This is a genomic window from Candidatus Pantoea deserta (assembly GCF_003813865.1).
In the GTDB taxonomy this organism is placed as follows: Bacteria; Pseudomonadota; Gammaproteobacteria; order Enterobacterales; family Enterobacteriaceae; genus Pantoea; species Pantoea deserta.
Genome location: NZ_RMVG01000003.1, coordinates 183,407 through 205,730, shown reverse-complemented (window position 1 = coordinate 205,730; position 22,324 = coordinate 183,407). Strand labels below are relative to the sequence as shown.

32 protein-coding genes and 2 tRNA genes are annotated in these 22,324 nt (G+C 51.0%); 6 read left to right on the top strand and 28 right to left on the bottom strand.

Annotated features, from left to right (window positions below; all coding sequences use genetic code 11):
* Positions 1-11: 11 nt before the first annotated feature.
* From BBB56_RS06175 to BBB56_RS06140, 8 genes are all read right to left on the bottom strand, one after another.
* Positions 12-443, bottom strand: coding sequence for a hypothetical protein (locus BBB56_RS06175; protein WP_123799839.1), 432 nt, complete (start codon positions 441-443; stop codon positions 12-14).
* A gap of 3 nt (positions 444-446) precedes the next feature.
* Complete coding sequence (locus BBB56_RS06170) at positions 447-1,643, bottom strand: DUF2213 domain-containing protein (RefSeq protein WP_123799837.1); 1,197 nt, start codon at positions 1,641-1,643, stop codon at positions 447-449.
* Positions 1,644-1,719: 76 nt separating this feature from the next.
* Positions 1,720-2,052: a hypothetical protein gene (locus BBB56_RS06165; protein WP_123799831.1), complete on the bottom strand. Its 333-nt coding sequence runs from the start codon at positions 2,050-2,052 to the stop codon at positions 1,720-1,722.
* Positions 2,053-2,179: 127 nt separating this feature from the next.
* On the bottom strand, positions 2,180-3,136 hold the full coding sequence (locus tag BBB56_RS06160; protein WP_233592992.1) for a phage minor head protein: 957 nt from the start codon (positions 3,134-3,136) through the stop codon (positions 2,180-2,182).
* The gene (locus BBB56_RS06155; protein WP_199756202.1) at positions 3,090-4,547 is read right to left on the bottom strand and encodes an anti-CBASS protein Acb1 family protein; all 1,458 of its coding nucleotides are present in this window, start codon (positions 4,545-4,547) and stop codon (positions 3,090-3,092) included. The genes BBB56_RS06160 and BBB56_RS06155 overlap by 47 nt, the downstream gene beginning before the upstream one ends.
* Positions 4,548-4,558: 11 nt before the next feature.
* On the bottom strand, positions 4,559-6,031 hold the full coding sequence (locus BBB56_RS06150) for a phage terminase large subunit family protein (RefSeq protein WP_123799829.1): 1,473 nt from the start codon (positions 6,029-6,031) through the stop codon (positions 4,559-4,561).
* Positions 6,018-6,497, bottom strand: a complete 480-nt coding sequence (locus tag BBB56_RS06145; RefSeq protein ID WP_123799827.1) for a DUF2280 domain-containing protein — start codon at positions 6,495-6,497, stop codon at positions 6,018-6,020. The genes BBB56_RS06150 and BBB56_RS06145 overlap by 14 nt, the downstream gene beginning before the upstream one ends.
* Before the next feature lie 31 nt (positions 6,498-6,528).
* Positions 6,529-7,164 carry a putative metallopeptidase gene (locus tag BBB56_RS06140; RefSeq protein WP_123799825.1) on the bottom strand — a complete coding sequence of 212 codons (636 nt, stop codon included), beginning with the start codon at positions 7,162-7,164 and terminating at the stop codon, positions 6,529-6,531.
* A 110-nt stretch (positions 7,165-7,274) separates the two neighbouring features.
* Here BBB56_RS06140 and BBB56_RS06135 point away from each other — a divergent pair, with 110 nt between their 5' ends.
* Positions 7,275-7,469: a hypothetical protein gene (locus BBB56_RS06135; RefSeq protein WP_123799823.1), complete on the top strand. Its 195-nt coding sequence runs from the start codon at positions 7,275-7,277 to the stop codon at positions 7,467-7,469.
* A gap of 103 nt (positions 7,470-7,572) precedes the next feature.
* Here the strand turns inward: BBB56_RS06135 and BBB56_RS06130 are convergent, their stop codons facing one another.
* From BBB56_RS06130 to BBB56_RS06035, 20 genes are all read right to left on the bottom strand, one after another.
* Positions 7,573-8,121, bottom strand: coding sequence for a KilA-N domain-containing protein (locus BBB56_RS06130; RefSeq protein ID WP_123799821.1), 549 nt, complete (start codon positions 8,119-8,121; stop codon positions 7,573-7,575).
* Between the two features lie 209 nt (positions 8,122-8,330).
* On the bottom strand, positions 8,331-8,528 hold the full coding sequence (locus tag BBB56_RS06125) for a hypothetical protein (RefSeq protein ID WP_123799819.1): 198 nt from the start codon (positions 8,526-8,528) through the stop codon (positions 8,331-8,333).
* 148 nt (positions 8,529-8,676) lie between these two features.
* Positions 8,677-9,129 (bottom strand): lysis protein, encoded by a 453-nt coding sequence (locus BBB56_RS06120; RefSeq protein WP_123799817.1) that lies wholly within the window; start codon positions 9,127-9,129, stop codon positions 8,677-8,679.
* Positions 9,110-9,622 (bottom strand): lysozyme, encoded by a 513-nt coding sequence (locus BBB56_RS06115; protein ID WP_123799815.1) that lies wholly within the window; start codon positions 9,620-9,622, stop codon positions 9,110-9,112. Before BBB56_RS06115 ends, BBB56_RS06120 begins: the two co-directional genes overlap by 20 nt.
* 3 nt (positions 9,623-9,625) lie before the next feature.
* Positions 9,626-9,868 carry a phage holin gene (locus tag BBB56_RS06110; RefSeq protein WP_033756035.1) on the bottom strand — a complete coding sequence of 81 codons (243 nt, stop codon included), beginning with the start codon at positions 9,866-9,868 and terminating at the stop codon, positions 9,626-9,628.
* Between the two features lie 270 nt (positions 9,869-10,138).
* Positions 10,139-10,711, bottom strand: a complete 573-nt coding sequence (locus tag BBB56_RS06105; protein ID WP_123799813.1) for a hypothetical protein — start codon at positions 10,709-10,711, stop codon at positions 10,139-10,141.
* A gap of 13 nt (positions 10,712-10,724) precedes the next feature.
* A complete protein-coding gene (locus BBB56_RS06100; RefSeq protein ID WP_233592991.1) occupies positions 10,725-11,645 on the bottom strand; it encodes a hypothetical protein in 921 nt (306 codons plus the stop codon).
* Positions 11,646-11,832: 187 nt separating this feature from the next.
* Positions 11,833-11,907, bottom strand: a tRNA-Met gene (locus BBB56_RS06095).
* An 8-nt stretch (positions 11,908-11,915) separates the two neighbouring features.
* Positions 11,916-11,990: transfer RNA gene (locus BBB56_RS06090), tRNA-Asn, on the bottom strand.
* Positions 11,991-12,172: 182 nt separating this feature from the next.
* Positions 12,173-12,940, bottom strand: a complete 768-nt coding sequence (locus tag BBB56_RS06085) for an antitermination protein Q (RefSeq protein WP_123799811.1) — start codon at positions 12,938-12,940, stop codon at positions 12,173-12,175.
* The gene (locus BBB56_RS06080; RefSeq protein WP_123799809.1) at positions 12,937-13,578 is read right to left on the bottom strand and encodes a recombination protein NinG; all 642 of its coding nucleotides are present in this window, start codon (positions 13,576-13,578) and stop codon (positions 12,937-12,939) included. Before BBB56_RS06080 ends, BBB56_RS06085 begins: the two co-directional genes overlap by 4 nt.
* A 430-nt stretch (positions 13,579-14,008) precedes the next feature.
* A complete protein-coding gene (locus BBB56_RS06070; RefSeq protein WP_123799805.1) occupies positions 14,009-14,245 on the bottom strand; it encodes a hypothetical protein in 237 nt (78 codons plus the stop codon).
* A complete protein-coding gene (locus BBB56_RS06065) occupies positions 14,238-14,693 on the bottom strand; it encodes a YbcN family protein (RefSeq protein ID WP_123799803.1) in 456 nt (151 codons plus the stop codon). The genes BBB56_RS06070 and BBB56_RS06065 overlap by 8 nt, the downstream gene beginning before the upstream one ends.
* A complete protein-coding gene (locus tag BBB56_RS06060) occupies positions 14,659-15,069 on the bottom strand; it encodes a hypothetical protein (RefSeq protein WP_123799801.1) in 411 nt (136 codons plus the stop codon). The genes BBB56_RS06065 and BBB56_RS06060 overlap by 35 nt, the downstream gene beginning before the upstream one ends.
* A complete protein-coding gene (locus BBB56_RS23485; protein ID WP_158673932.1) occupies positions 15,066-15,221 on the bottom strand; it encodes a hypothetical protein in 156 nt (51 codons plus the stop codon). Before BBB56_RS23485 ends, BBB56_RS06060 begins: the two co-directional genes overlap by 4 nt.
* A gap of 2 nt (positions 15,222-15,223) precedes the next feature.
* The gene (locus tag BBB56_RS06055; RefSeq protein ID WP_123799799.1) at positions 15,224-15,916 is read right to left on the bottom strand and encodes a replication protein P; all 693 of its coding nucleotides are present in this window, start codon (positions 15,914-15,916) and stop codon (positions 15,224-15,226) included.
* Positions 15,913-16,833 carry a replication protein gene (locus tag BBB56_RS06050; protein WP_123799797.1) on the bottom strand — a complete coding sequence of 307 codons (921 nt, stop codon included), beginning with the start codon at positions 16,831-16,833 and terminating at the stop codon, positions 15,913-15,915. Before BBB56_RS06050 ends, BBB56_RS06055 begins: the two co-directional genes overlap by 4 nt.
* Positions 16,817-17,656: a ParB/RepB/Spo0J family partition protein gene (locus tag BBB56_RS06045; protein WP_123799795.1), complete on the bottom strand. Its 840-nt coding sequence runs from the start codon at positions 17,654-17,656 to the stop codon at positions 16,817-16,819. The genes BBB56_RS06050 and BBB56_RS06045 overlap by 17 nt, the downstream gene beginning before the upstream one ends.
* A 34-nt stretch (positions 17,657-17,690) precedes the next feature.
* Positions 17,691-17,981: a CII family transcriptional regulator gene (locus BBB56_RS06040; RefSeq protein WP_123799793.1), complete on the bottom strand. Its 291-nt coding sequence runs from the start codon at positions 17,979-17,981 to the stop codon at positions 17,691-17,693.
* Positions 17,982-18,095: 114 nt separating this feature from the next.
* Positions 18,096-18,314 (bottom strand): helix-turn-helix transcriptional regulator, encoded by a 219-nt coding sequence (locus BBB56_RS06035; protein WP_081138937.1) that lies wholly within the window; start codon positions 18,312-18,314, stop codon positions 18,096-18,098.
* A 109-nt stretch (positions 18,315-18,423) separates the two neighbouring features.
* Here BBB56_RS06035 and BBB56_RS06030 point away from each other — a divergent pair, with 109 nt between their 5' ends.
* From BBB56_RS06030 to BBB56_RS06010, 5 genes are all read left to right on the top strand, one after another.
* A complete protein-coding gene (locus BBB56_RS06030; RefSeq protein ID WP_123799791.1) occupies positions 18,424-19,071 on the top strand; it encodes a LexA family protein in 648 nt (215 codons plus the stop codon).
* 91 nt (positions 19,072-19,162) lie between these two features.
* Positions 19,163-20,224, top strand: a complete 1,062-nt coding sequence (locus BBB56_RS06025) for an N-acetyltransferase (RefSeq protein WP_123799789.1) — start codon at positions 19,163-19,165, stop codon at positions 20,222-20,224.
* On the top strand, positions 20,202-20,576 hold the full coding sequence (locus BBB56_RS06020) for an ASCH domain-containing protein (RefSeq protein ID WP_123799787.1): 375 nt from the start codon (positions 20,202-20,204) through the stop codon (positions 20,574-20,576). Before BBB56_RS06025 ends, BBB56_RS06020 begins: the two co-directional genes overlap by 23 nt.
* A gap of 649 nt (positions 20,577-21,225) precedes the next feature.
* Positions 21,226-21,474: a transcriptional antitermination N peptide gene (locus BBB56_RS06015; RefSeq protein WP_123799785.1), complete on the top strand. Its 249-nt coding sequence runs from the start codon at positions 21,226-21,228 to the stop codon at positions 21,472-21,474.
* 7 nt (positions 21,475-21,481) lie between these two features.
* Entirely contained in the window at positions 21,482-22,306 is an 825-nt protein-coding gene (locus BBB56_RS06010; RefSeq protein ID WP_123799783.1) for a DUF1281 family ferredoxin-like fold protein, read from the top strand.
* Positions 22,307-22,324: the final 18 nt, after the last annotated feature.

The window sequence follows — 22,324 nt, the reverse complement described above, 5'->3', positions numbered from 1 at the left end:
TCAGGTGCTCCTTACTTAAACACAACGCGAATCAGATCGCCCGCCACCGCAGTGACAGGTTTATCTTCTTCGACGTAAGCAAATACAGCGGCGTCATCAGCAACTACGGTGATACGGCCATTGGCAACGGCTACGGGCTGGCCTTTTCGATAGGTACCGGCAGCGGCACGGACGTTCAGGAACAAACCCGGTAATGGCTGGATAGCCACTACGTTTTCGCCTTCAGCAATGTTGTCATCCACACCCATGCAGCGGAGATAGTCCATATTCGCTACATACAGGATTGCCGATTCAGCGCCTGTTACTGAAGCAGTGAATTTGGCTGCATCAAAGAACCCGATTGTGCCCGGCGCAGTAGCCGAAGCCGCTGCACCTTCACGGTTGAGAAGCGGGTTAGGGAAAACGCCGCCAGCGTGAATTACATGCTTTCCATCTTTCGCCATTTTTTACTCCGGCATTTCGCTGAGGGACTGGTTAGAGTTGACCTGACGGAAAGAACCATTCAGGCCGGTAGTGGTCTGGCACTGGGCATACAGGCCATCCAGTGCTGCACCATCGAGGGCGTTTACGGCCAGATCGTCCAGGCCAAACTTGGCTTTCACGGCATTGCGCTTTTCGCCCTTTTCTTTGTCGGCGTTAACCGCAAGGCCGCTTTCAATGGTGGTCAGTTTGTCGGCAAAGGGCTTGAACCACGCCGGGGCCTGCTCGCTGTTTGTTGCCGTCTCTTTGGCTTTCTTGTCAGCCTCTTCTTTCTCTTTCTTGGCCTTTTCTTCGGCTTCGGCTTTCGCTTTAGCGTCATCAACTGCCATCTGGTTGTAAGCGTCCATCAGCTCAGCATCGGACTTACCTTCAACGTCGATGCCTTTCGCTTTCAACGCATTGGTGATGAGTTCTTTCATCGGGTTTGCTTCCTCTTTGACGGAATTGCTGTTGGCGCTGAAGAACGCCTTTAGCTGGTTGAATAGGGTTTTAAGTGCGGGGTCCTGCGGTAAAACTGGATCTGGCGTCTCGGCTTCAGCCAAGTTCACCACCTCCAGTTCTTGCTCGGAGCCATCGGAGTTGACGAAGATGCCCACGCCCTCATCTGGTGTGCCAGCGCCCGGCTCGTCAAGCAGGTTTGCTACGTGGTCAAACATCATGTTGGTGACGATTTCGCGGTACTTCTTGCCCTTCGACTCGCCATTAGCGGCGATGCCGGAGTAAAGAAGCCCTGTGGAAATGTGGATTGGCTCAACATTTTTACGCGCTGCCATGTCATCAAGTCGATTGACCAGCCGCTGGCCCTTCTCAGTTGACTCGGCATAGCGGCGATCAACGTACATGTCGCCAGAGACTTTTCCGTCCTTATGTTCAACATCCTGAAGCCATGCACCTACATGATATTCATTAACCGCCTGGACATCGCGAGCTGAGACGTGCTTGCCATCAACTTTTGGATGCCCTAATGGCATTGGTGTGCGTTCGAGGGTTTTGTAGCCCTTGGCGATTTCTGCTGCCGTATACAACTTGCCGTTCATTACGATGTCGTCAACGATAGGCGTGACGCCACGGACCACAATGTGTGGCCTGCCGTTGATGATTTCGGTAGTGATGTTTGACGCGGAGTTGACGACGGACAGCACGTTAACGCGATTGCGTTTCATGCCGTTTCCTCACTAACAGACTAATGACGTAAAAAAACCCGCCGAGGCGGGTTATAATTTAATGAAGATTTGCAGTTCAACCTTGCAAGTTTTCACATTGCGCTGCGACATAATCGTGTATGGATGTTTTAGCGTTTTCGATTGACCTTTTTGCAGCAGCACTAGTTATGCTCGGATCTTTATCTGGATTAAATAATTCTGCTGTTCGTCTATCTGAATACTGTAAAATTTGCTCGCAAGTTCCATCGTGCTGCAATCCCTGTGAAACCATATCGTCCAAACTTACTGATATCTGCTGAGCCATTTGCATTCCCACAACATCAGAATTTGCCTTACCTTTTTCAGTAAAAGAATTCGTTAGAAGGGCCATTTTCTTGAAAGCCTCACCCATAGCAAATTTGGCTTGCATTACCTTCGCTTCGTCTGCATGTACAACTTGTGAAGTGAAGGGTAACGCACCGAGTAATAGCCCACAGCACATGCTCTTAAATCTCATCATCCTATCCATAGCAAGATAAAACACGAATTAAAGTGCATTAATGCTGCCAGTGTTTTCTTTCCTTATCCAGCCTTTCAATCAGCCCTTTGTTGACTACCTCGCCTTCATCGTCAAGGATGACCGGTATCTGGCTGCAATAGCAGTGAAACTTATTACCGTCCACGCTATACCATTCACGAACTTCATCAACCGTCCGCGTCTTCCCGTGCCAGAAAGCGTGGCTGGTCCGTGTGGTTGGCTTTAGTGCAGAAAGATGCAACAGGGATGTGTTCAGACCAAGCCGCTCTTTTGACCATTCTGTTTCATTCCATTGCGCCTCACGTAGCGCGCCCACCTGCTCTGTCTGCGCCATGTTTTTGGCTCTGACCATCGAGACATCAAGCCGCTGACTGATAATCCGTGCTGTCTCGCGCGGGTTAATCCCTCTCCCTACCGCGTCAGAAATCACGTTTGCCAGATCGCCGCGCGCCCTGTCCGACTCCAGCCGCCAGTCGCTGTAAGTGGAAACATAAGCAGCCGCGACCTGATTCTGATAAGCCGGGCTACTCAGCAGCTGCGCCAATGTGGTTTGCTGCTCATATATTGGCGACTGAACAGACAGGTTTGTGAATGCCTGATGTGTGCCGCGCTCATATTCATCAGCCACGTAGCTCAGCGCCCAAAGGTTTTTGCTGCCCCCCTCAAGCAGTGCATCATCCAGAATGATCTGCATATGCTGCAGCAGGTCTGCCAGTTGCATAGCCGTCATGTCATAGATATACGTCCCGGCGTTCACCTGATAGATGACGTTGCCATGCACCGCATGCGACTTATGGTTGGATGCACGTTCGCGTCCGGTAAGCCGCTCATTGAATAACTGCTTCATGGCAACCTTGATACCGTAATAACGGTCTTCAATGTCACGGAACATCCTGTTAACCGGACGGGCTGACTGTGTCGGGTCTGCTTTATTGCGAGGAATTACCGGGGTTCGGATCGGCTGTTGGTTTGTCATCTGTTAGCGGATCCTTACCGGATGGTTTTTTATTCGGATCGGGCGGTTGCTCCGGCTCATATTCATGGAGCGTTTGCAGCTCGCCCACTGCGCGAATTTCGTTTTCTTTCACAGCGGCACGGCCAAACGCTTGCTGTGTTTTCTGAGCTACTTCGGCCATCTTCGCCATGTTGTCGATCCGGTCCGCCTGAGAAGGAGCCAGCAGATCAGACCATGAGACGGTAATTTCTTCATTGGCCGCCGGGGCGATAAGGCCGATAGTCCAGAAGCGGCGCACTAGCGTTTCAATCACGTCAGACAGGAAGCCGTTCCGGCGAGACATGCGGGTTCGCGCCCAGTCCTTCATATCCTCAGAGGATGCACGCTCACCCGTTACCTGCCCAATAAGTATCTTCACCGGCATCGGTATCGTTGCGCAGAATTCGCTGAGCGAAGTGCGCCAAGTAGGTTCCGGATCGGCAGCGGCTACTGACAGAACTTCAGCCGTTCCAGCCTGCATGAACGTCGCGGCGTCAGTACTCTGATTAAGACGGACTACCTGCTCATTCAGCGCGTCAGCCAAATCGCCATCAGCAACGCCAAGGGCTGCTGCGAGTGCGCGGAAATCAGTTTTCTCGCTGAAGGCGAAGTTAAGCTGACGGCTGGCATTCTTCAGGAATCCCTCAGAGCTGCCGCCTGATACTTTCTCAATATCCAGCAGCTTGTTGTAGCCTGGCCGCAGAAGAGGAACGCCAGAGGTCAGCAGACCATCATCAGCACCTTCGGCAAGGATGATCACGCGGTCAGGGTGAATACTGATCTGTCGTGCAGGTGCGCCGCCCTGCTGGACCTCAACCGGAAGTTCGGTAAAGCTGTACATCTTCGGCTGCCCGAAGCTTTCGCTATCGGGGTCGTTATCCCACTCGCTGACATCAAGCTGCGATTCCCATACCGGGATAAGCTTTACCAGCGCCTTATCTGCCGTTCTGCCGATTACTGTTTTATTGGCTGGCTCCCACCATTTTCCACTGTCTCGTAACTGAATAAGCAGCGCTGAATACCGGCCAACCATGTTACGACGATCGGCATCCTTGATTTGCTTCCAGCATCGCTTGAGCAGGCGCTTCAGGTTTTTATCCCACTCAGACTCGGCCTCAGCATCTTTCGATTTTTCCCCCTCAAACACCTCCGGGTAATCTTCCCAGCAGCCATCAGCCATGCGTTTAATTGCGGCACCGGCGATAGCGTTGCGCTCATAGGCGTTGTAGAAGTCGTCAAAGGTCAGGTGATTTGGGTATCCAAATTCCTGATAGATGCGCTGGCGCTTGGTATTGCCCGATTTGCCAACATACTGCCCGTACAATGCACGAGCGCGCCCCTCCGCCAGGCTGTTAATTGCCACGGACAGCGCATTCAATTTATCTGGTGTCACGTTGTCCTCCGTCAGCGCTTACGCACCAACATGCCAGTGATCTGCGGCTCTCTTAATTCGGTCAGGGCATAGACCATTGCGTCCAGCCTGTCGGGTGATTTCTTTGCAGTGGTCGGCACATATTCCATCAGCTGATTTTCCAGCGTGTAGAGGCTGCCGCGATGCGCTACGCGGCCCTGCGCATAGAGGGCTGATATAGGCTCAGCTCTGGCGTATTTTCCCTTACTGGCGTGCACACGGATGACTCTGCCGGTAAACCCGGCATTCACCAGCGTATCTTCAGCCATATCACCGCCCTGGTTGGTTTCAATCACGATCGCGTCAGCCTTATGATCGTGATAAGCCTGTATTGCGCGAGTTGCCCAACCATTAGGGGAGTATTTGCCGCTGTAGTCAGCGTCAGTGCTGTACAGCCTCTCATCGCCGTTCCCGTATACGCTGGCAACCACAATGCCTGACTCGTCGCTCTCTTCACTGTTCGTAGCCTGCGGGTCGACCGCAACAACAGTGCGCGTCAGCTCTTTGGTGATACGCATCTCATGCGCAGCGCTGATCATCTCCTCGTCCCACAGCGCGCCCTCAGCGTTGAAACGCTTGGGGTTCTGCATGTACTGAGCTTCAGCAGTGCGCCGGTGTGAGAACAGAGAAACGCGGTGCGATTCGTTGTGCTTGAACGGCCACAGCCAGCCATCAGGCAGGCCGTGTTCAATCGGTATGGCGTGGGTGTTGTCCGGGTACTGCTCAGCGTAAGACTGGCTGTTGTCGATGATGACCGGCAGATTCAGATGATGCCACATCTCCCCGCTGCCACCGCGCAGCAGGTAGCCGCTCAGGTCGTGATAGTGGATACGCTGCATAATCACAATCATCGGCGTTGTTTCAACGGCCAGACGTGATTTGATGGTTTCGTTAAACCGGTTGTTTACCCCGCCGCGAACAGTTTCGCTGTAGGCATCGTCAGGTTTAACCGGGTCATCAATCAGCAGCGCACCCTGCCAGCCTGGCTCCATATGCCCGGCACGGAAGCCGGTTACCTGCCCCGCAGCTGACGACGCGTAAACGCCACCGCCGTGCTCGTTCCACCACATCGCCTTGCTGTCAGCATCGTCGCGCAGCTCCATGGGCCACATCGTCTGATAAGCCTTCGACTTGATCATTGTGCGGGCGGTAGAGGAGTTCAGCAGCGCGAGGTTGTGCGAGTAGGACAGGTGCATAAAGCGGGCGCGGCTATTCAGTGCCAGCCCCCGGCCCATCATGTTGATGGTTGCCAGTTCGGTTTTGGTGTAGCCAGGCGGAACGTTGATGATCAGCCGTTTGATCTCGCCGTCAATCACCCGGTCCAGCGTCTGCTGAATTACCCTGTGATGAGGTGCGACAATCATCTTGCCGCCGGTACGCTGCTTAAAGAAATAGCGGGAGAAGTAAAGCCCGTCCTCCTCACACTCTAAGCGGCGCGCATAATTCTTTTGCTCAGCAGTCGTCATCCTCCAACATCTCCCGCCGGGCAGCTTTGTATTCGTCTTTGGTCAGTGTGGCCGACTCGATAGGGCCGCCATCTTTCCCGGTGTGCTCCACCTTCTGCTTATTGGTATACGCGTCGCCACACTCTTTCGCGGCCTGTTCAATAAGCTGAGCGGTCAGCGCAAAGTTGCGCATCTTCTCAGTGTTAGCAGCCATGCGGTCGAGCGTACGCAGCCGATACGCCTTGTTGGCGATCGGTATGTCAGATATTTCGGTCTGGAAGCGTTCGCGCGTTACTTTGAAAAGCTCTTTCCACTTTTCAGCCAGCCCCTTGCCGTTTGCTTTGGTTGGGTCGTGTGATTCGACCTGCTGGCGCGAGATAGCGAGTCCGTATTCTTTCTTGACGGACTCTACAACCATTGATGGAGTGTCAAAGCAGGCAAGCGACTGGACGATGAAGGCTTTGACCTCACCATTGAGTGTCGCCATAGGTTACCTGCTCGTCATAATCAGTCAGAAATTAAGCCAGTTTCATGAGGCACGTTCCGCATGCTCTGGCTATGTCGATGTTTGCCACTTCAGCCGGTCGGCTGGCGGCGTCGATAAGGGTTTGCACATCGGCGCTTGCACCATAGCGGCGAACCACTCCGGTGAACTCTTCCACGTCATGTCCACGCATGCAGAGTTTCGGATCACCTTCTCGTGTGAACTTAGGCGCGCCGAATTCATCGGTCTGCTGGGCAATGTGATAAAGCTCGTGTTCGACCAGCGCGCAGAATTCTAGGTCACTACACTGTGAGCAGAAGTCACCGGCCAGCGTGATGATGTAGTCAGGTTTGTGGCCGAACCATTCATAGAGCTGTTGCTCCATTCTGGCCTTTTGCCATCCTCCTGCACGCATCATCACTTCTTCTGCCTGGCCTAATACGGTACGGCCCTGCTTCGTGAACGCTGTAGCTGCCCAGAGGAAAGCAATGTCTGCCTGAAGCAGGTGCATGTGATCCGGGTTATGCAGCACACCATCTTCACTGATGATTTGCTCTATGACCCACTCATGTACGCCGGATGCTGGGGTGAGTTTGATGTATGGGGCGAACTCTTCAATAAATTCGACTGGAGGGTATGGGCGATTAAGGTTTACGTCTTGTTTGCCCATGTATGCTCCACTTTGATACTAATCGAAAAAAAGATTTACCCGGCCAAAAGCAACATTCCATAAAATCACAACCGATAGGCCATTCAGGCCTTAACATGGAGTATCTAAGAATGTCCCCAACCGAAGTTTTGGTTTACGCCAAAAAAGTTATGAACGAGAAAGGAAAGCAATCATTTCAACCATGTTGGTTTCCTGAAGATGATGATAGTGAAGAAACTTTCAATTCAATGCTGTTCCTCGCAGAAACGAATCAAATTACTATCTCTGGAGGGCGTTTCATCGATTATTTCATAGTCAATATCTAAATATGCACTTGAGGGAATGCCAGGCCAAATTGCTGGCATTCCCACTTTTCTCTTGCCGTAACAATGATGATCGGGCGCACTGCTTGAATGCGCCCTGTGATGGTCACTGCGGCAATCCGGGTATTTTCACCTGAAGCTTTTCATATGCTTCCTGACGCTTCACCGTCAGATGACGCTTCCTTCCACCAACACCCCAGTAGTGCATTGTTCTCGCGGCATCGCTAACTACTGATGCCTCCTCGTGATAAATGTGATCCGCCATATTAGCTTCAGCCATATAGCTAGCCATGGTTACCATCTCACCAGATAAGAATTTATCCACTACGGTGTACACGCCAACTTTGAAAGCCGGGTCAATGTGACCAGCGAATTCGTATGCTACATAACGACTGCCAAATGTGCCGCCATGCTTACCTCGCACGGTTTTCAAATGTGTGTTCAAATCACATTTAGCTAACTCATTGATAAACAGCTTGGTTGAATCCAACCTTGCAAACTGAGATGGCCTGATGCTGTTGATGTCGCGGCCTCCCAGAAATTTATCGTCACCTGATTCAGCTCTCAACTTTGCGATCTGCCACATGTCAGTCAGGCAAATCATTCCTTCATCGTTAACTCGAACTGGTTGGTCGAATAGCTTAAGTTCTTTCATCGTAAAATCTCTCTGTGGTGCGAGCCTGTTCGCGTAGGTATAGGCAGCCCGAGAGTGGAACGATGAAATCCACCGCCCTACCTCAGACTCACACTACGGAAAGCTCTCGGATAAGCGCACGCGAATGCGCATGAGTTTATTGCGGACATAAAAAAGCCCGACCGAAGTCAGGCTGATGGTGCTCTTTGTAACGTAGGTTTTGGTAACGATTACTGGAAGGTGGCAACTGTCACGCCTTTCTCATTGCAGACGTAAGCAATCTCTCCCTCATCCAGAATCATTTCATCATCGCCGCCTGACCAGCCACGGAAGAAAATCATTCGTGATTCACGAACGAAGCTCACATCACCGGTTGCCTGCAAAACTGAAATGTCTTTGTCTTTGTTGATCGTCTTGATAGTCAGCATTTGTAGTTCTCTTTGTTGTGGTAATAAAAAAGCCCCGGCAGGAATTTCCTGTCAGGGCTTGATGTTTCGAGCATAAAAAAAGCCGCACCGGTAGGCGCAGCTCTTCATCTTTGGGAAATTTAGCGCACTTCCTTGCCCGCTTCAATAATCAATTCAAACACTGCTCTCTGATGTACTGCTGCAAACCAGCTATTTGCTTTCCAGCGAGTTCGATTCGGCTTCTAAGGGTGAAATAATCCCGTTCAGCGGAGTCAGTAAGTCCGGGGCTGGCTGCATCATCCATGCTGGCGGTTCCGGAGGTGGATTGCTTCGTGCAGGTTGCGTTGAGCTGCAACCGGCGCTTGCCAGAAGCAACGTCATCATGCAGCTGATCAATAGTCGCCTGAGCATCGGCTAACTCCTTTGTGTATTTCGCGTCGAGAGCTGCAACGCTTTGCTGCCGGCGCTGCATGTCGTTGATGGTTTCCTGCTGGGTTTCTGCCAGGCTCTTTGCTGCCTTGTATTTATCCCTGTAGCTGTCAGCCAGTAAGGCAAACAGACAAAGGCATATGCTCAGCAGTACGGCAACTAGAGAACGCCAGTTATTTGCCAGCCAGATCATCAGCGCTCTCCGCCAGGCACATTGTCCGCTCCATATCCCGGCGGTTCATTAACCCGCGCCACTTCTGCCCGCCTGCATATATCCATCGGCGCAATTCTTCACAGGCGCCATCGACATCACCGGCATTCAGGCGTTTCAGAAGCGTCGACTTAGAAAACGCGCTTGTGCCAACGTTATAGGTGAAGCTGTAGAGTGCGGCGCGCTGATACTCATCAAGAGGAACTTTTACCAGAGGGTCAACCTGCGCCTTAACCTGGCGAACACGCTGCCATAACAACGAGTCACACTCTCGGTCTGTGTAATGCTTACCCTGAACCACTCCAGCACCGGTAATGCCATCACAGACCGTCCAGACACCAGCCACATCTTTATATGGTTCATACACGCGGCCTTCCACACCATCCTTGCCGCCGAGGAATACCGTAGCGATAAGCATGGCTCCGCCACCTGCGGCAGCTATCAGCTTGTTCCGCAGTGAGTTTGACATTGCCATGGGCTATTCCTCGGTGAGGCCGGGTGCGGTGGGCCAGCGCTGAAGCGCTTTAATCTGCGCCAGTGTGGCTTTGCGTTTGTAATACCAGTTGATGCCGAGCGTTAGCAGGGCGACCAGAATACCGGCCAGGACGCCTACAGCGCTCCACTCATCGGGACTAAGCCGGGTCAGAAGACCGTTGGCAATCGTCCCGGCTGACGCGCCATACGCTGCGCCTGAAGCCAGTTTGCTCATATCGATACTCATTTGCCCCCCTCGGTGAGGGAGCTGGCTCAATTAGGAATTGTCTACTTTCTGAACTGAGCAAGCCCGATTAGCTTTAATCTTGTCGAGAGAAAAAAGCACCGTCCTGCCGTTGCGTAGTCAATGTTGAAGAATCTGCCTGAATGCGGATTTTTTTATGGATAAAAATCGCACTCTGCCACAGGTCGCTAAACCGAAGTGTGCAGTGATGGGCAGGGGCGAAAACAGAAAAGGCCCGCCGAAGCGAGCCTTTATATTCTGCATTTCATAATTTCATAGCGAGGACTGATGAAATCTAACTGAAAGGTAATATAACCCCAATAAAGTCGTGGCAATTAGGTTTATTAGTATTAAAGAGTAAAAACCAACAAATACCGTTTTTATCAACCAAAGAACCTCTAGAGAGCTTAGCCCAATGATCCATGCAGAAATCATTTTACCCAAAAGAATTGCCACTAGCCCAACGCTAAACAATATAAAACTCATGAGCGCAAGATATCCAAAAAGATAGCAAACAAATCTTCTTCGGGTTAGCTCAACTTTAACTTTGGTTGCACGAAACTTTTCTACGATAGTTGGAGGATCTCCAGCCATTACCTCGTCGATAGACGAGTTACTGAAAGTCGAAACGGCGGCTAAAGCAGCAATATAAAATCCTATCAGGACTTGCAGCAACCCATTAACTTGTACTATCAGACCACTACTACCCACTAAAGGAATTTGGTCGTGGCAAAAAAAATAAATTGCCATAGCAAGTACAGCCCCTAGCGACGGTATAATAAAGTCGTACCATTTCTTTTCGCTGTGCCTGATACGCAGATAATTTAATGGTGAAAAAAGTTTCATGTCGAAACCTCGATTATAATAGCCCTTTCATCTTCGTCTCCAGCTCCTGGTGTATCGTGCTCTCACACTGATTAATGCCGGAACCGAGAATGATTTTTTCACTTTTTGTAAAGAGCTTGGTTGCTGCATCCTCATTTCTATCTAAATCAAGGCTAGCTTGACGACCATCTTTCGAATAGCTGATAGATACTTTGCTGAAGCCCGACTGTTGGCCTTTCTTTCTTAAAATTTCCAATAACCTTTTTTTATCTGCCAGTGGTGGTTGCTTTATAATCTTATACCTCACTGACCGTTCTGCTAGTTCAGTGTAAGCTGTTTTGTCCATGCCGCCTTGCTTACGAGTGCTGACCAGTTTTACATTATGCAATTTTGCACCCTTTAGAGTGTCTAGCAAAGTTTGCGAGCCATGAGAAAAAATTTCAAGTTTTGGCTTAAGTTGGCACATTGCTTTTGTTGCTGGATTTTTGAACTCTTGACCTGTAAATGCTTCACGAAGCATTGCATTGAGAAAAGGCTGTAGGATTGATTTGCTTATGCCCGGAACAGTCTCAACTAAGGTTTTGAAATGATCTGCGGTATGCTGAACTATTGAGGTTGAGATCATTACATGGCTCGAAACGGCAATTCCTTCTCCCGCAAGCTTGGGCTCAACGCGAAGTTGCCCTGTCGTGAGTTCGCCAAAAACTGGATCTGACCCATTCTTGTCACAAAGCTGGATAAGTAAGATTGCTTCTGAATCACCAACTTTGTAAGTCATCTCAGAAATTCGCACTGCACGCGTGCCTTGATTGTATAGCCTAACAGCGTTGCCTGCATCCACTAGGTTTTTCAGATTCCTCAGGATATCGGATACAGGTATATCAGGCGCAGCCGCATGAGTTGGCTGAAACGCGAAATCGAAGAAAGAAACCCATCTTTCATAAGTTGATAACATTGAACAGCCCTATTCGTTAGTTAAACCCTTATACAAGTTAACGAACCAGGAAAAAAAATAAAGATGCAATGAGAAAAACTCTAATCTTAATCAATTTTATTTATGGAATCTTTAAACCTAAAAGCTCCAGATATTATCTCCGACGCTTTAGCAGTAATTACAGTCATAGTCATGACCGGGGAAAATCTGGTGGCCCCGCTGGATTTGAACCAGCGACCTGCCAATTATGTATTGGACGCTCTTACCGCTGAGCCAAGGGGCCAGAATGTATGGCGGATAAGGCAGGATTCGAACCTGCAACCAATCAGTTAACAGCCGAACGCACAACCGCTGTGCTTCTGACCCAAATTCAGGCAAAAAAAGCCCCACGGCATTAAACCGCAGGGCTTTTAGTGTCCACTCAGAAACAGCGGACTGTTTTGTTGCCGCTCAACAACAAGACGTAGCTTTCACTGTTTGGAACTATATCCCTGAGTTCCGGAAAAGTAAACAGCCCGCGATAAAATAACGAGCTATTTTCTAATGCGCTATGCAGTCACCTTGTTTAGCGCCGCATTTGCCCACGACTCTTCCATCTCAAGCTTGCCAATCAGCGTTTCATAAAACTGCTTACCGCTCTTCTCCCACGTAACCAGGCTGATTGAATCAGTGATGCTGCTGATCGCTCGATAAGCTGCGGTTGAAGGAATGCGTTCAAACCCTCTTCCGCTGCACTGCTTACAGTCGCCCATTACCGGCACGCCCTGCCGCTCTGACTCTTTGCGCATTACCGCGCGCCCTCGCCCGTTACAGTCCCGGCACGCCGACGACACGACGCCTTTGCCTGCGCAGGTTTTGCAGCGCACCCTGACCTGCTCACGCACTTCGCGTCGGCCGGCGCCCGACAGCATCGACTTCATTGTCACGACTTCAGCATCGATAAACCCGGTAGTGTTGCAGCACTCGCACGGCTTTAAGCTGGCGGCGCTGCGGCAATAATCGAGATAGGCGTAAGTTGCGAGCACTTGCATCACAGCTGGTTTAACATCTGTTTCAAGCTTGCGAAGGGCGGCAACCCGGTCGCAGGTGTGTAGTGCAAATTCAGTTAACAGGGATACGGCGCGTCGGGCGTCGTTCTCGCTTACTCCCACTTTCCCCATGAAGGCTGCATAACCGAGCGGAGCACGGCTTTGCGTCATGCCCATGGCAGCTACGTAGTCGGTCCCGGTCATCGCGTCGGGCGATGTTTGGGGCGCTGTGCCGCTGAAGTTCTGGCCCTTCGGAAAATGGTACTTCACTGTCGCTTCAAGGCTCATGCTGCCTCCATCAATTTTGTTAGTTTGCGGCACTTAGCCCGGTATTCATCACGAATCCGGATAAAGTCATCGCGCCGGTAATGCGGCATCTCATGCGGCCCATTCAGCCAGTCGACCAGCGCCTGCCCGTATCGCTCAACCAGGTTCGCTTCATACTGCTGCGCCACCGTCGCCGCCTTCGCACCATGCTTTGCCGATCCGGCGTTGCATGATTTGCACTGACGATAAGCGTTGCGCTCTTCGAAGCGCAGCTCAGGGAATCCGCCGACCGTTTTGAAGTGGCCGCAGTCCCACTGGCCGCCATGCAAATCGGGCGGATTGGTTTCGCCGCAGCTGATACAGGGCTGGTCATGGTCTCGAAGGCGAATGAACTGATTGAAGGCTTGCTGGGCTTGCTTCTTGAAGTAACTGTCGGGCTTGAGGGCTAACTTGCGGATTTTGGTGTGGCGTTTTTCCTGCTGGGTTTCTTCTCTTCGTCGTCGTTCTGCTTCCTGTTTCGCTTTCTGCCGGTCTTTCTCCCTCTTGGCCAGCGCGATTACCGTCCCACACTCTGCGCTGCACCACTGCTGATTTTGAAAGGCAGGATTAAACCATTCGCGACAGTCAGGGTTTTTACAGCGGCGTCTGATCTTCCTCATCGCCCCCTCCGTGCATTCTGAAGTTGTCGTCTTGCATCCAGCCGGCGCAGCAGCGGGCGCAGGCATACACCTAGTCCGGCGGCAATGCTGAACCGCAGCCAGCGCAGCTGATAGCAGGCGTATCGCCAGATGGTGTGGAACGGGACGTAGTCGAAGTGCTCGTAATACCAGGCGTCTCCTTCACAGATTTCACAGTTGTTCCCGAACCGGTGTTTATCCTCACTGGTGAGAACGGTAAGGCATTTGCAGCAGCGCTTACACCCAGCATTTGTGCTCATAGGTCGTGTCTCTCCGTGGTTCGCGGTTTCCCTCAGGCAGCAGCGCGCTGACCAGCCAGAGGCGTGGATCGGTAGCGAGTGTCTTTTGGGTCTGGATGTTACGGGCGGCATAGCGTGAAAGGAGTTCGTTGGCGGTGTCTGTATCTACGGGGTCATGGGTGAACCAGGTTTGCCGCATGGCTGCCTCCGTTCTTTCTCAGATACTCCGGCCAGTGCTTTTCGAGGATCCGCTTCGGTACATGTAACCCGAGACCCATGACGTTAGCTTTGGTTTTCAGCGTGCTGAGCGGTTTGTTGATCGCCCTGGCGATCACTGGCGCCGGGACCTTTCCGGCCACGCGCTCTACGTATTCAAGTTCCTGCTGTGTCCAGGTGCTTCGTCTACCCATTTTGTTTTTCCTTCAGTTTCATGTATTCGCTGTCAGCCGGTACCGTCAGTTTGCAGCCGAGATTAAGCGCCCAGCCTTCCACCTGCGTGAGGTAGAAATGCATGTCGCCGGTATCGAGGTCTGAGGTATGCCGTAGCGAGCGGATCACTGTTGATTCCCCTGTCACCACATCGACCATTTCTCGCTCTACGTAGCCGAGATAGGTGTGCTTCATCGCGTCTTTCACCCATTCAGGGGAGGCAAAATCTTTGCCGCGTCGGATGAGCCAGTCGCTGATTTCGCTGTACCACATGTGGGATAAGGCGTTCTGGTTTAGGCTGCGCTTCTCGCGCCATGGCTTGATGATCAGCCGGTAGGTTTCGCCAGAGTCGAGCATGGGGAGGATTTGCTGCCCGATGGCGTTGAAGTTCGACCTATGAAGCCGTATGCCGCCCTTCGGTATCTCCATCAACAACCTCCTTCAGTTGCTGAATAATTACGTGAAACGCATCTTCCAGGCGCCCTACGGCTGCATCTGAAAAGGGATTGTCACCCTGATGAACCATGAGGAGCTGCTGCTGTGCGTTCACGGCGTTGATGTAGGCGTTGCAGATCTGCCGGTAGTCCCGCTTTGAGATGGTGACTTGCTTGCTGCTCCTGGCTGGCGCCGCATCATCAGGTGACTGGCTGCCCATCAGGTCAACAGCTTCTGTGGCCAGCGTGCGGATATGCGTCAGCGTGTCCTGCGATGCCGGTTTCTTCTTGGCTACATCGATGATTGCCAGCACAAGGTTGCGCGTTTGATCCTGCGAAGGTTGGATAATCAGCTGAGTTACCTGCGTCATGCTCTTGCCCCTTCCCGTCCGGCCAGCCAGCAGAAAAAGGCGCGATCTACGACCTCATCCCGATAGCCGAGGTGCGAGCGGGTCACGCTGTGCTTGTCGCCGTGAACGCTGTGATAAAAACGCTCGAAGCTGCTTCTGATGCTTTCGCTCATGATCATCTCCCTTTCCTGACGAGAGCTTTCAGCCGGGCGACGTTGTCCAGGGCCTTTTCGCTGGCTGTCGGCATGTAGAGTTTTTCCAGCTGCGCGCGCGGTGGCGGAATTTCTTCGCCAGACTCAATACGCGACGCCATTTTGCGAAGCTCGGCGCGGCATTTTGCGCGCAGCTCAGGCTCGGTGAGGTTGTTGGCGCGCATGGTGCTGTACAGGCCGGTAACCATCCAGTAAGCGGCGTTGCTTTCCCACGGGTAAGCTTCGGGGCTGTCGATGAGCCCACGGCGTGAAGAATATTTCATCACCATGTCATACAAGCCGTCTTCGTCCGGCAGTCCAGCGGAGCGGAGTTCTCCCTGCTTACACCACTGGATAAACTGGCCCGGCGACGGCCAGAACGGCGAACCACTGGCGCGAGCGTGCTTCATGCCGGCCGACAGCTGCTGCTTCGTGCTGATGTCGTTTTCGGCGAAGGCGGCGATCCACTGACGTTTTGCCGCGGCTTCGTCCCGCGGGTCTTTCAGCACCGTGCTGACCGATGCCGGAAACACCTGCTTGAGGCTCATGAACAGCATGTCGACCAGACGCTCAACGGTTTCGTTCACGCCACGGGCTACCGGCTGCGGGCCGTCACCAGCCATGCGGGCCAGCGCGATGCTGTCGCGGTTGTTTATTGCGGCTACGAGGTTTCTCATATGAAATTTTCCTCCCACTCTCTGCGGTCGTTCCAGTGTGGAACCTGCTGCTGTGAACTGGATGGCGCGTTGCGAACCGGCTGGCTCATCTGCGCTTTAAGGGTCGCCCACTGCTTACGCAGCTTCGACGGGCTGAGGATATTGGTTTGCCAGAACTGATTGCCGTTCGCCCAGGTGAATACTTCGCAGATTTCCCTGTGGCTGGTTTTCAGCGAATCGCGCATCAGGCGAATGTCATTTGCCCAGGCGGGCCAGTTGGGTTGCTGTGCTGTAGGGGTGATCACCTGAACCCGGCTGAAAATCCACTGAGCAGCCAGAAGGTCGTCGGCGGTTCCCCACTTGTCACCCTTCTGTGAATGAACTGCTGCTTCAGGCCGAACAACCGGAAGACTTTTCAGACGCTCGTCAGAGGATTCGCCAGAATTCTCGGACGTATGTTTAATGTCTTTTTTGTCTTTTGTAATATTGTCTTTTGTGGTTACCCGATTCGGGTAAGACCTGTTACCTGATTCGGGTAAACATTTCTTACCTGATTCGGGTAAATTTACCTTTTTCGGGTAAGGCTCGTTTTCCCACTCATTTAGCTCCTTGTTTATGCCCGTCAGCCGACCTTCCTGAGTGAGAATATTTCGCTTCACCAGAGCGCTTTTTGCTGCTGAGCATTTGTGCGGCAACATACCTGTAAGCTGGGAAAGCTGCTCGTTGCTCACCCAGTCAACTTTCTTGTTGAAGCCGTATGTTTTGCGCATAACGGCCATGAAAACCAGAAGCTGATGCTGTGTCATTCCAGCCAGCATGACGGCCTCAAGCAGTTCATTGGCGATGCGCGTGTATCCGTCCTCCAGATCTGCCACGCGACGCTCCACGGCCCGGAGTTCGGGCCTGATTGGTGATACATTGTCATACGCAAGATTCATCGCCGCCCCCACCCGCCGGTATGCCAGCGCGATAATCAGCGATGATCCGCTTTATCTCTTCAGCCGTTCCGTGCGAAAGAATCAGGTTATCGAAGCCACCATCGCGATCGAATACAGCATCAACCAGCAACTCCACCAGGCGCCGCGCTTTCGACGCGCTGAACTGAGGGATTGCTGCGCTTCGGGACAGTTTCTTTTTCCCTGCTGCCTTAACCTTCTCCATCTGCTCACGGGCTACGCTGTCAGCTTTAGGCCCGTGCTCACGAGAAAGAGCAACCGCGGTCGTCGGAGCAACCTCACCAGCCTTCACCATCGCTATCAGCTCATCGCCGCAGACAAGCAGTTGCAGGTGATGATCAACATCGCCAACAGAGCGCTTCACCTTGCTGGCTATTTCAGAGGTAGACCAACCCTGATTAGCCAGGCGTTGATAAGCAGCAGCGCGCTCCAACGAGGTAAGCGGTTTACCCTGGCTACTGGTAACCATGAAGGCGATTCGATCAGCTTCGGTACCCGAGAAATCTTTGCATTCCAGACGAGCAACTTCGTGGCCTGCTTCTGTCGCCAGCAGCGCGCCATGATAGCGGTGGTGACCGTCGATAACCTTGATGCCCTGCTCTGTGACCTGAACGGCCAGAGGCGGGACAAACTCACCGGCGATAAACGCATCGCGAAACTCTTCGACGTGCGCCTGGTCGATTTCACGGACGTTGTAGCCCGGTTCGATGTACAGCTCGGCCAGTGGGACCAGAAACGTTTTCTTGACCGTTGTCTCGGTGCCGTTTTTATCCTTGGCCTTGTAATGCAGTGATAAACTACTCATAATTACTCCTGTGAATTGATCCAGTCATTTCGCATCAGGCCTCGAAACTGTTCCCGCAGTTCGGGGCCTTTTCTTTGCCCAAAATCAGGGCCACTTCTTTCGCCACCGCTTTAGCCAGCTGCGTCGCATCGTCATCAGCAATCCCGTATTCCAGGATGTCGATAGCCATGCTCATCTGGCGGAAAAAGTTCTTCTTCATGCGGCTGACCTGGTACTCAGCGATCCCCAGCTTTTCTGCGAATGTTTTCTGGCTGATAGACGCCAGCTTGTTCAGCAATGCCGATTCAATGCGGCGCGCGTTCTTGCTTTGAGTTGCATGTTCCATCTTGGATAATTCCCTTGTTGGTAAGTTGGTTGCGTGACATTGCGGTGAGCAAGTCACTTGAGGTTTCCCCACACGGGCGGGGCTGGATTTCAGAGTGTTAAAGAGCGGTGTTGCTTAAGCTGCTTTGTCTTTGGACGGTGGGAAGACTTCATCCAGCGAGCATTTGCAGCCCAGTTTTTTTAAGCCTTCAATGATTGCTCGACAGTCATTTAGGCTCGGAGTACGGATGTTCAGCTCATAGTTGGCGATACGGGATTGACCCCAACCAATGGCTGAAGCCAGGACAGCTTGCGAAACTCCGATTTTTTTTCGCTGCTGAGCAATGTTGTTCATTGCAGCCTCCATAACATTAAATTGCACAACCATTACACACAAAATGTGATTAACAGTCAACCTCAATTCGTGTACAGAGTGCAATCACGAACCGTGGTAAATTTACTGGATGAAAACAATGCATGAGTTAATTGGGGAAAGGATCAAATCCCTGCGTGAAGCAAAAGGACTTAGCCAAGTACAGCTAGCCAAACTTTGCGGTTGGGCGGCTCCGTCTCGTTTGGGAAATTATGAGTTAGGCACACGTAAGGTGAGTGCTGACGACGCGGTAGTCCTAGGTTCAGCTCTTGGGGTATCACCTGCCAAAATCATGTTTGGTGATGAGGCCGATTCTGTTTTCAAACAATACGAATACCCACTATTCGCTTATGTCCAGGCTGGTCCCTTCTCAGAAGTAGGCAGCTATACCGCGAGTGATGCAAAGGCATGGGTGGCAACTACTAAGAAGGCAAGTGAGAAAGCTTTCTGGCTTGAGGTAAAAGGTCACTCTATGACCGCGCCGCAAGGCGTGCGTCCGAGCTTCCCGGAAGGCATGCTGATTCTGATTGATCCGGCCGAACCAGTTGAGACAGGAGACTTCTGCGTCGCTTCTGCGAATGGCGACTCGGAAGCAACCTTCAAGAAGTACGAGCTGGATGGTGGCGTTAGTTACCTTGTACCGCTGAACCCTGCTTACAGGATTTTGGACTGTGACCACAGCATCCGCATCATTGGCAAGGTAGTTAAGGCTCAGTGGCCGGAAGAGACGTTTGCATGAGATGCAACGATAACTGCGAGATAATTGACGTAGTTATTGAGAATAAATTAAGGCTACTGCGATAGATAATATAATATGATGGAGGTCAAGGATGGATAGTTTAAAGCATCAAAGATTCAGCGAGTTTTCACATGAAGATAAATTTTTCGATTCGTTAAAAGCCGACTACCAAGAATTTCCCGCATGGTTAGATAAGAAATCTGATGCAGGTGAGTTTGCATACGTTTTGTATGATGAGGCTCATAATATCGAAGGATTTATGTATTTGAAAGAAAACGATGATGCTTCAGACATTTCTCCCAATCTTCCTCCAGGCAATCATTTAAAAATAGGCACATTTAAATTTGAATCTAAAGGGACTTTAAGGGGGCAGAGATTCCTAAAGAAAGCCTTTGACCACGCAATAGCATCTCATTCAGATGATATTTACGTTACGGTTTTCGAAAAGCATGAACACCTGATCAAGCTTTTCCAGGCTTATGGTTTTTACAAGCATGGAGAGAAAGAAACTGTAAATGGAAAGGAGTTTGTATACGCACGTTCAATGACAGAGGTTAACGGAGACGTTTTACTCGATTACCCTCTTGTCCTCCCAGCACAAGCGAGAAAGTTTCTACTAGCTATCTACCCTGAATTTCATACCCGACTTTTCCCTGACTCTAAGTTGATAACAGACTCACCCGACATGCTTCAGGACGTATCACACGCGAACAGCATTCATAAAATCTACATATGTGGTATGAGAAGCGTTGCGACTATGAAGCGTGGAGACATAATCGTCATATACAGGACAGGTGATGGCAAAGGCCCCGCTTATTATCGTGCCGTCGCAAGTTCTGTTTGTGTTGTTGAAAATGTCAGGCACATGGATGATTTTCCAGATGTTGAATCTTTCATTAAATATTGCTCCAAATTTAGTGTTTTTTCTGAAGAAGAGTTACGTAAATACTATAAAGAAAGAACATACCCTTATGTAGTCAGATTTACCTACAACTTAGCTTTACCAAAGCGACCAAATCGTGCTAGCCTAATAGATCAGGTTGGTCTAAATGGTACTCAGGGCTTCCGCTGGAGTCACTTTGAATTGAGCAATGATCAATTCGCAAAAATACTAGAGCTAGGTAAAATAGATGAAAGTTTTATTGTCAATTAAACCCGAATTTGCTGAAAAGATATTGGATGGCAGCAAAAAATTCGAATTCAGAAAGGGTATTTTTAAAAACAGTAAAATCACAACTGTTGTTATCTATGCAACCATGCCCGTAGGCAAGGTAGTTGGTCAATTTCAGATCGATGACGTATTAAGTGATAACCCTGAGTCGCTTTGGAGTAAAACCAAGCGTTATGCTGGCATATCGAAGACTTTTTATGATTCTTACTACCAGGGTAGAGATAAGGCATTCGCTATTAAAATCGGACATGTTGAGAGGTTCTCGGCGCCACAACCGATTTCTAGTCTAGGGGCGGGAATAAAGCCTCCGCAGTCTTACCTATATCTATCTTAAAGTCGAGCCACTGCACTACTAGCCCGCCACTGAGCGGGCTTTTTTGTGCCTACTTCTGATGCACAGAACAATCCTAACCTCATGACTTGTAGGACCATTCCCACATCGCTAGACCTCGCACACCCCTAACCTGTAATGGCTACACGCATACAGGATGCTGCGCGTTAGCTGTACGAGATTTGCAGGTTAACCCTGCCATGAAACACTTCGCCCGCCACTGAGCGGGCTTTTTTGTGCCGCAAGATCACTGCTAAAAATAAATTCACACCAAAATCATACACATAACGTGTTACACCCTCTTTATACACAAATTGTGATTGATAGTTAAATCACAATATGTGAATATCATTCCCATCAGCAGGAAGCAGTACCCAACAGGACGTTGGATCGCTCTTTAACATTGATGGGGTTAATTTCTCCCGCCCTTGTGGGAGACCAAAGAGCAGTTGGCTTTGGTGGGCAGTAGCTCAGTGTTAACCGGTAGTCGGCCATTCTAGATGGCGGTGACGGTTGCAAGAACTGACTGAAAGTTTCTCGGAGTGCGCACGATGAGGAGCGGGAAGTCGGTGAAGCTTAGAGCACCACAATGCGATCGTGGAGGTCACCCATAGAGGGTCTTCCCAACCTAAGCCAATTACCGGAGGTAAATATGTTTGCAGCTACCAACAGCGTCAGCCGTCGCTACCTCAAGCGTGGCGAACTGATCGCAAAACGCCGTGCAGAAGCGGCAGAAGGTAAAGCCCGCGTTGACGTCAGTGCCGAGCGCATTTCGCGCGCTGTATCAGCGCCGAGCCTTCGCGAAAAGCATGAAGATGGCGCCATGTGCCTGCCCGCCGTAGCGATTTACAGCGCCGGGCATCGCAAGGTTCGCAAAGACGCAACGCACATCATTAAGTGAGGAAAAAATGCCAAATCACGTGACTAACGAATTGACCGTCATCGGCGGCACCAACAAAGAGCGCCTAGCATTCATTCGCGCCATCACCAATAAATATGGCCGCATTGATTTCAATAACATCACTCGCATGCCAAAGAGCATGCATATCGACGAGAGCAGTGATGTTGAGATGATGGCCTCAGCAATTGCTGGCAAACCTATGGCTGACTTCTATTTTGGCGATGTTTTGACGGTGGCCGAAGCGACCGAAAAGCTTCGCCAGCGCGGATCGAAAGCAAGCCACATCAAAAAAGTAACTCATCAGGCTCACCTTCGCGTGGATAACAAAAAACGTTACGGATTTTATTCCTGGTACGATTGGTCGCGCGTGAAGTGGGGAACTAAGTGGAACGCATATGACGTTGAGATGCCTGTTCCCGAGGTAAAAGAAAGAGTCAAACGCGGCCATCGTTATCGCAAGACTCACGTTACCGCTTACGCAAAACGAACATTCAAAAAACGCCTGAATCGCCACGCTGAATCAGGTGCTGAGCTGCTGATCCGCTTTGATACTGCATGGTCTAGCCCTGACCCAATTTTTGAGGAAATGGCGAGGCGTTTCCCTCATCTTGAATTTCACATCCGCTACGCAGATGAAGATACCGGCTCTAATTGCGGACAGTATCACATCAAGGGAGACATCATTCACACAAGCGATATTGCGCCAAGCTGGGGAGATCAATCAGCGGAAGAAAAGCGCAAATGGACCGAGTTCGCCTTCAAGCTAACCCGACCATGCGTTGATCCTAAAGAATATGGTTACAACGAAAACTGGGAATACACCGAAGAATAGGCCGCATAAGCGGCTTTT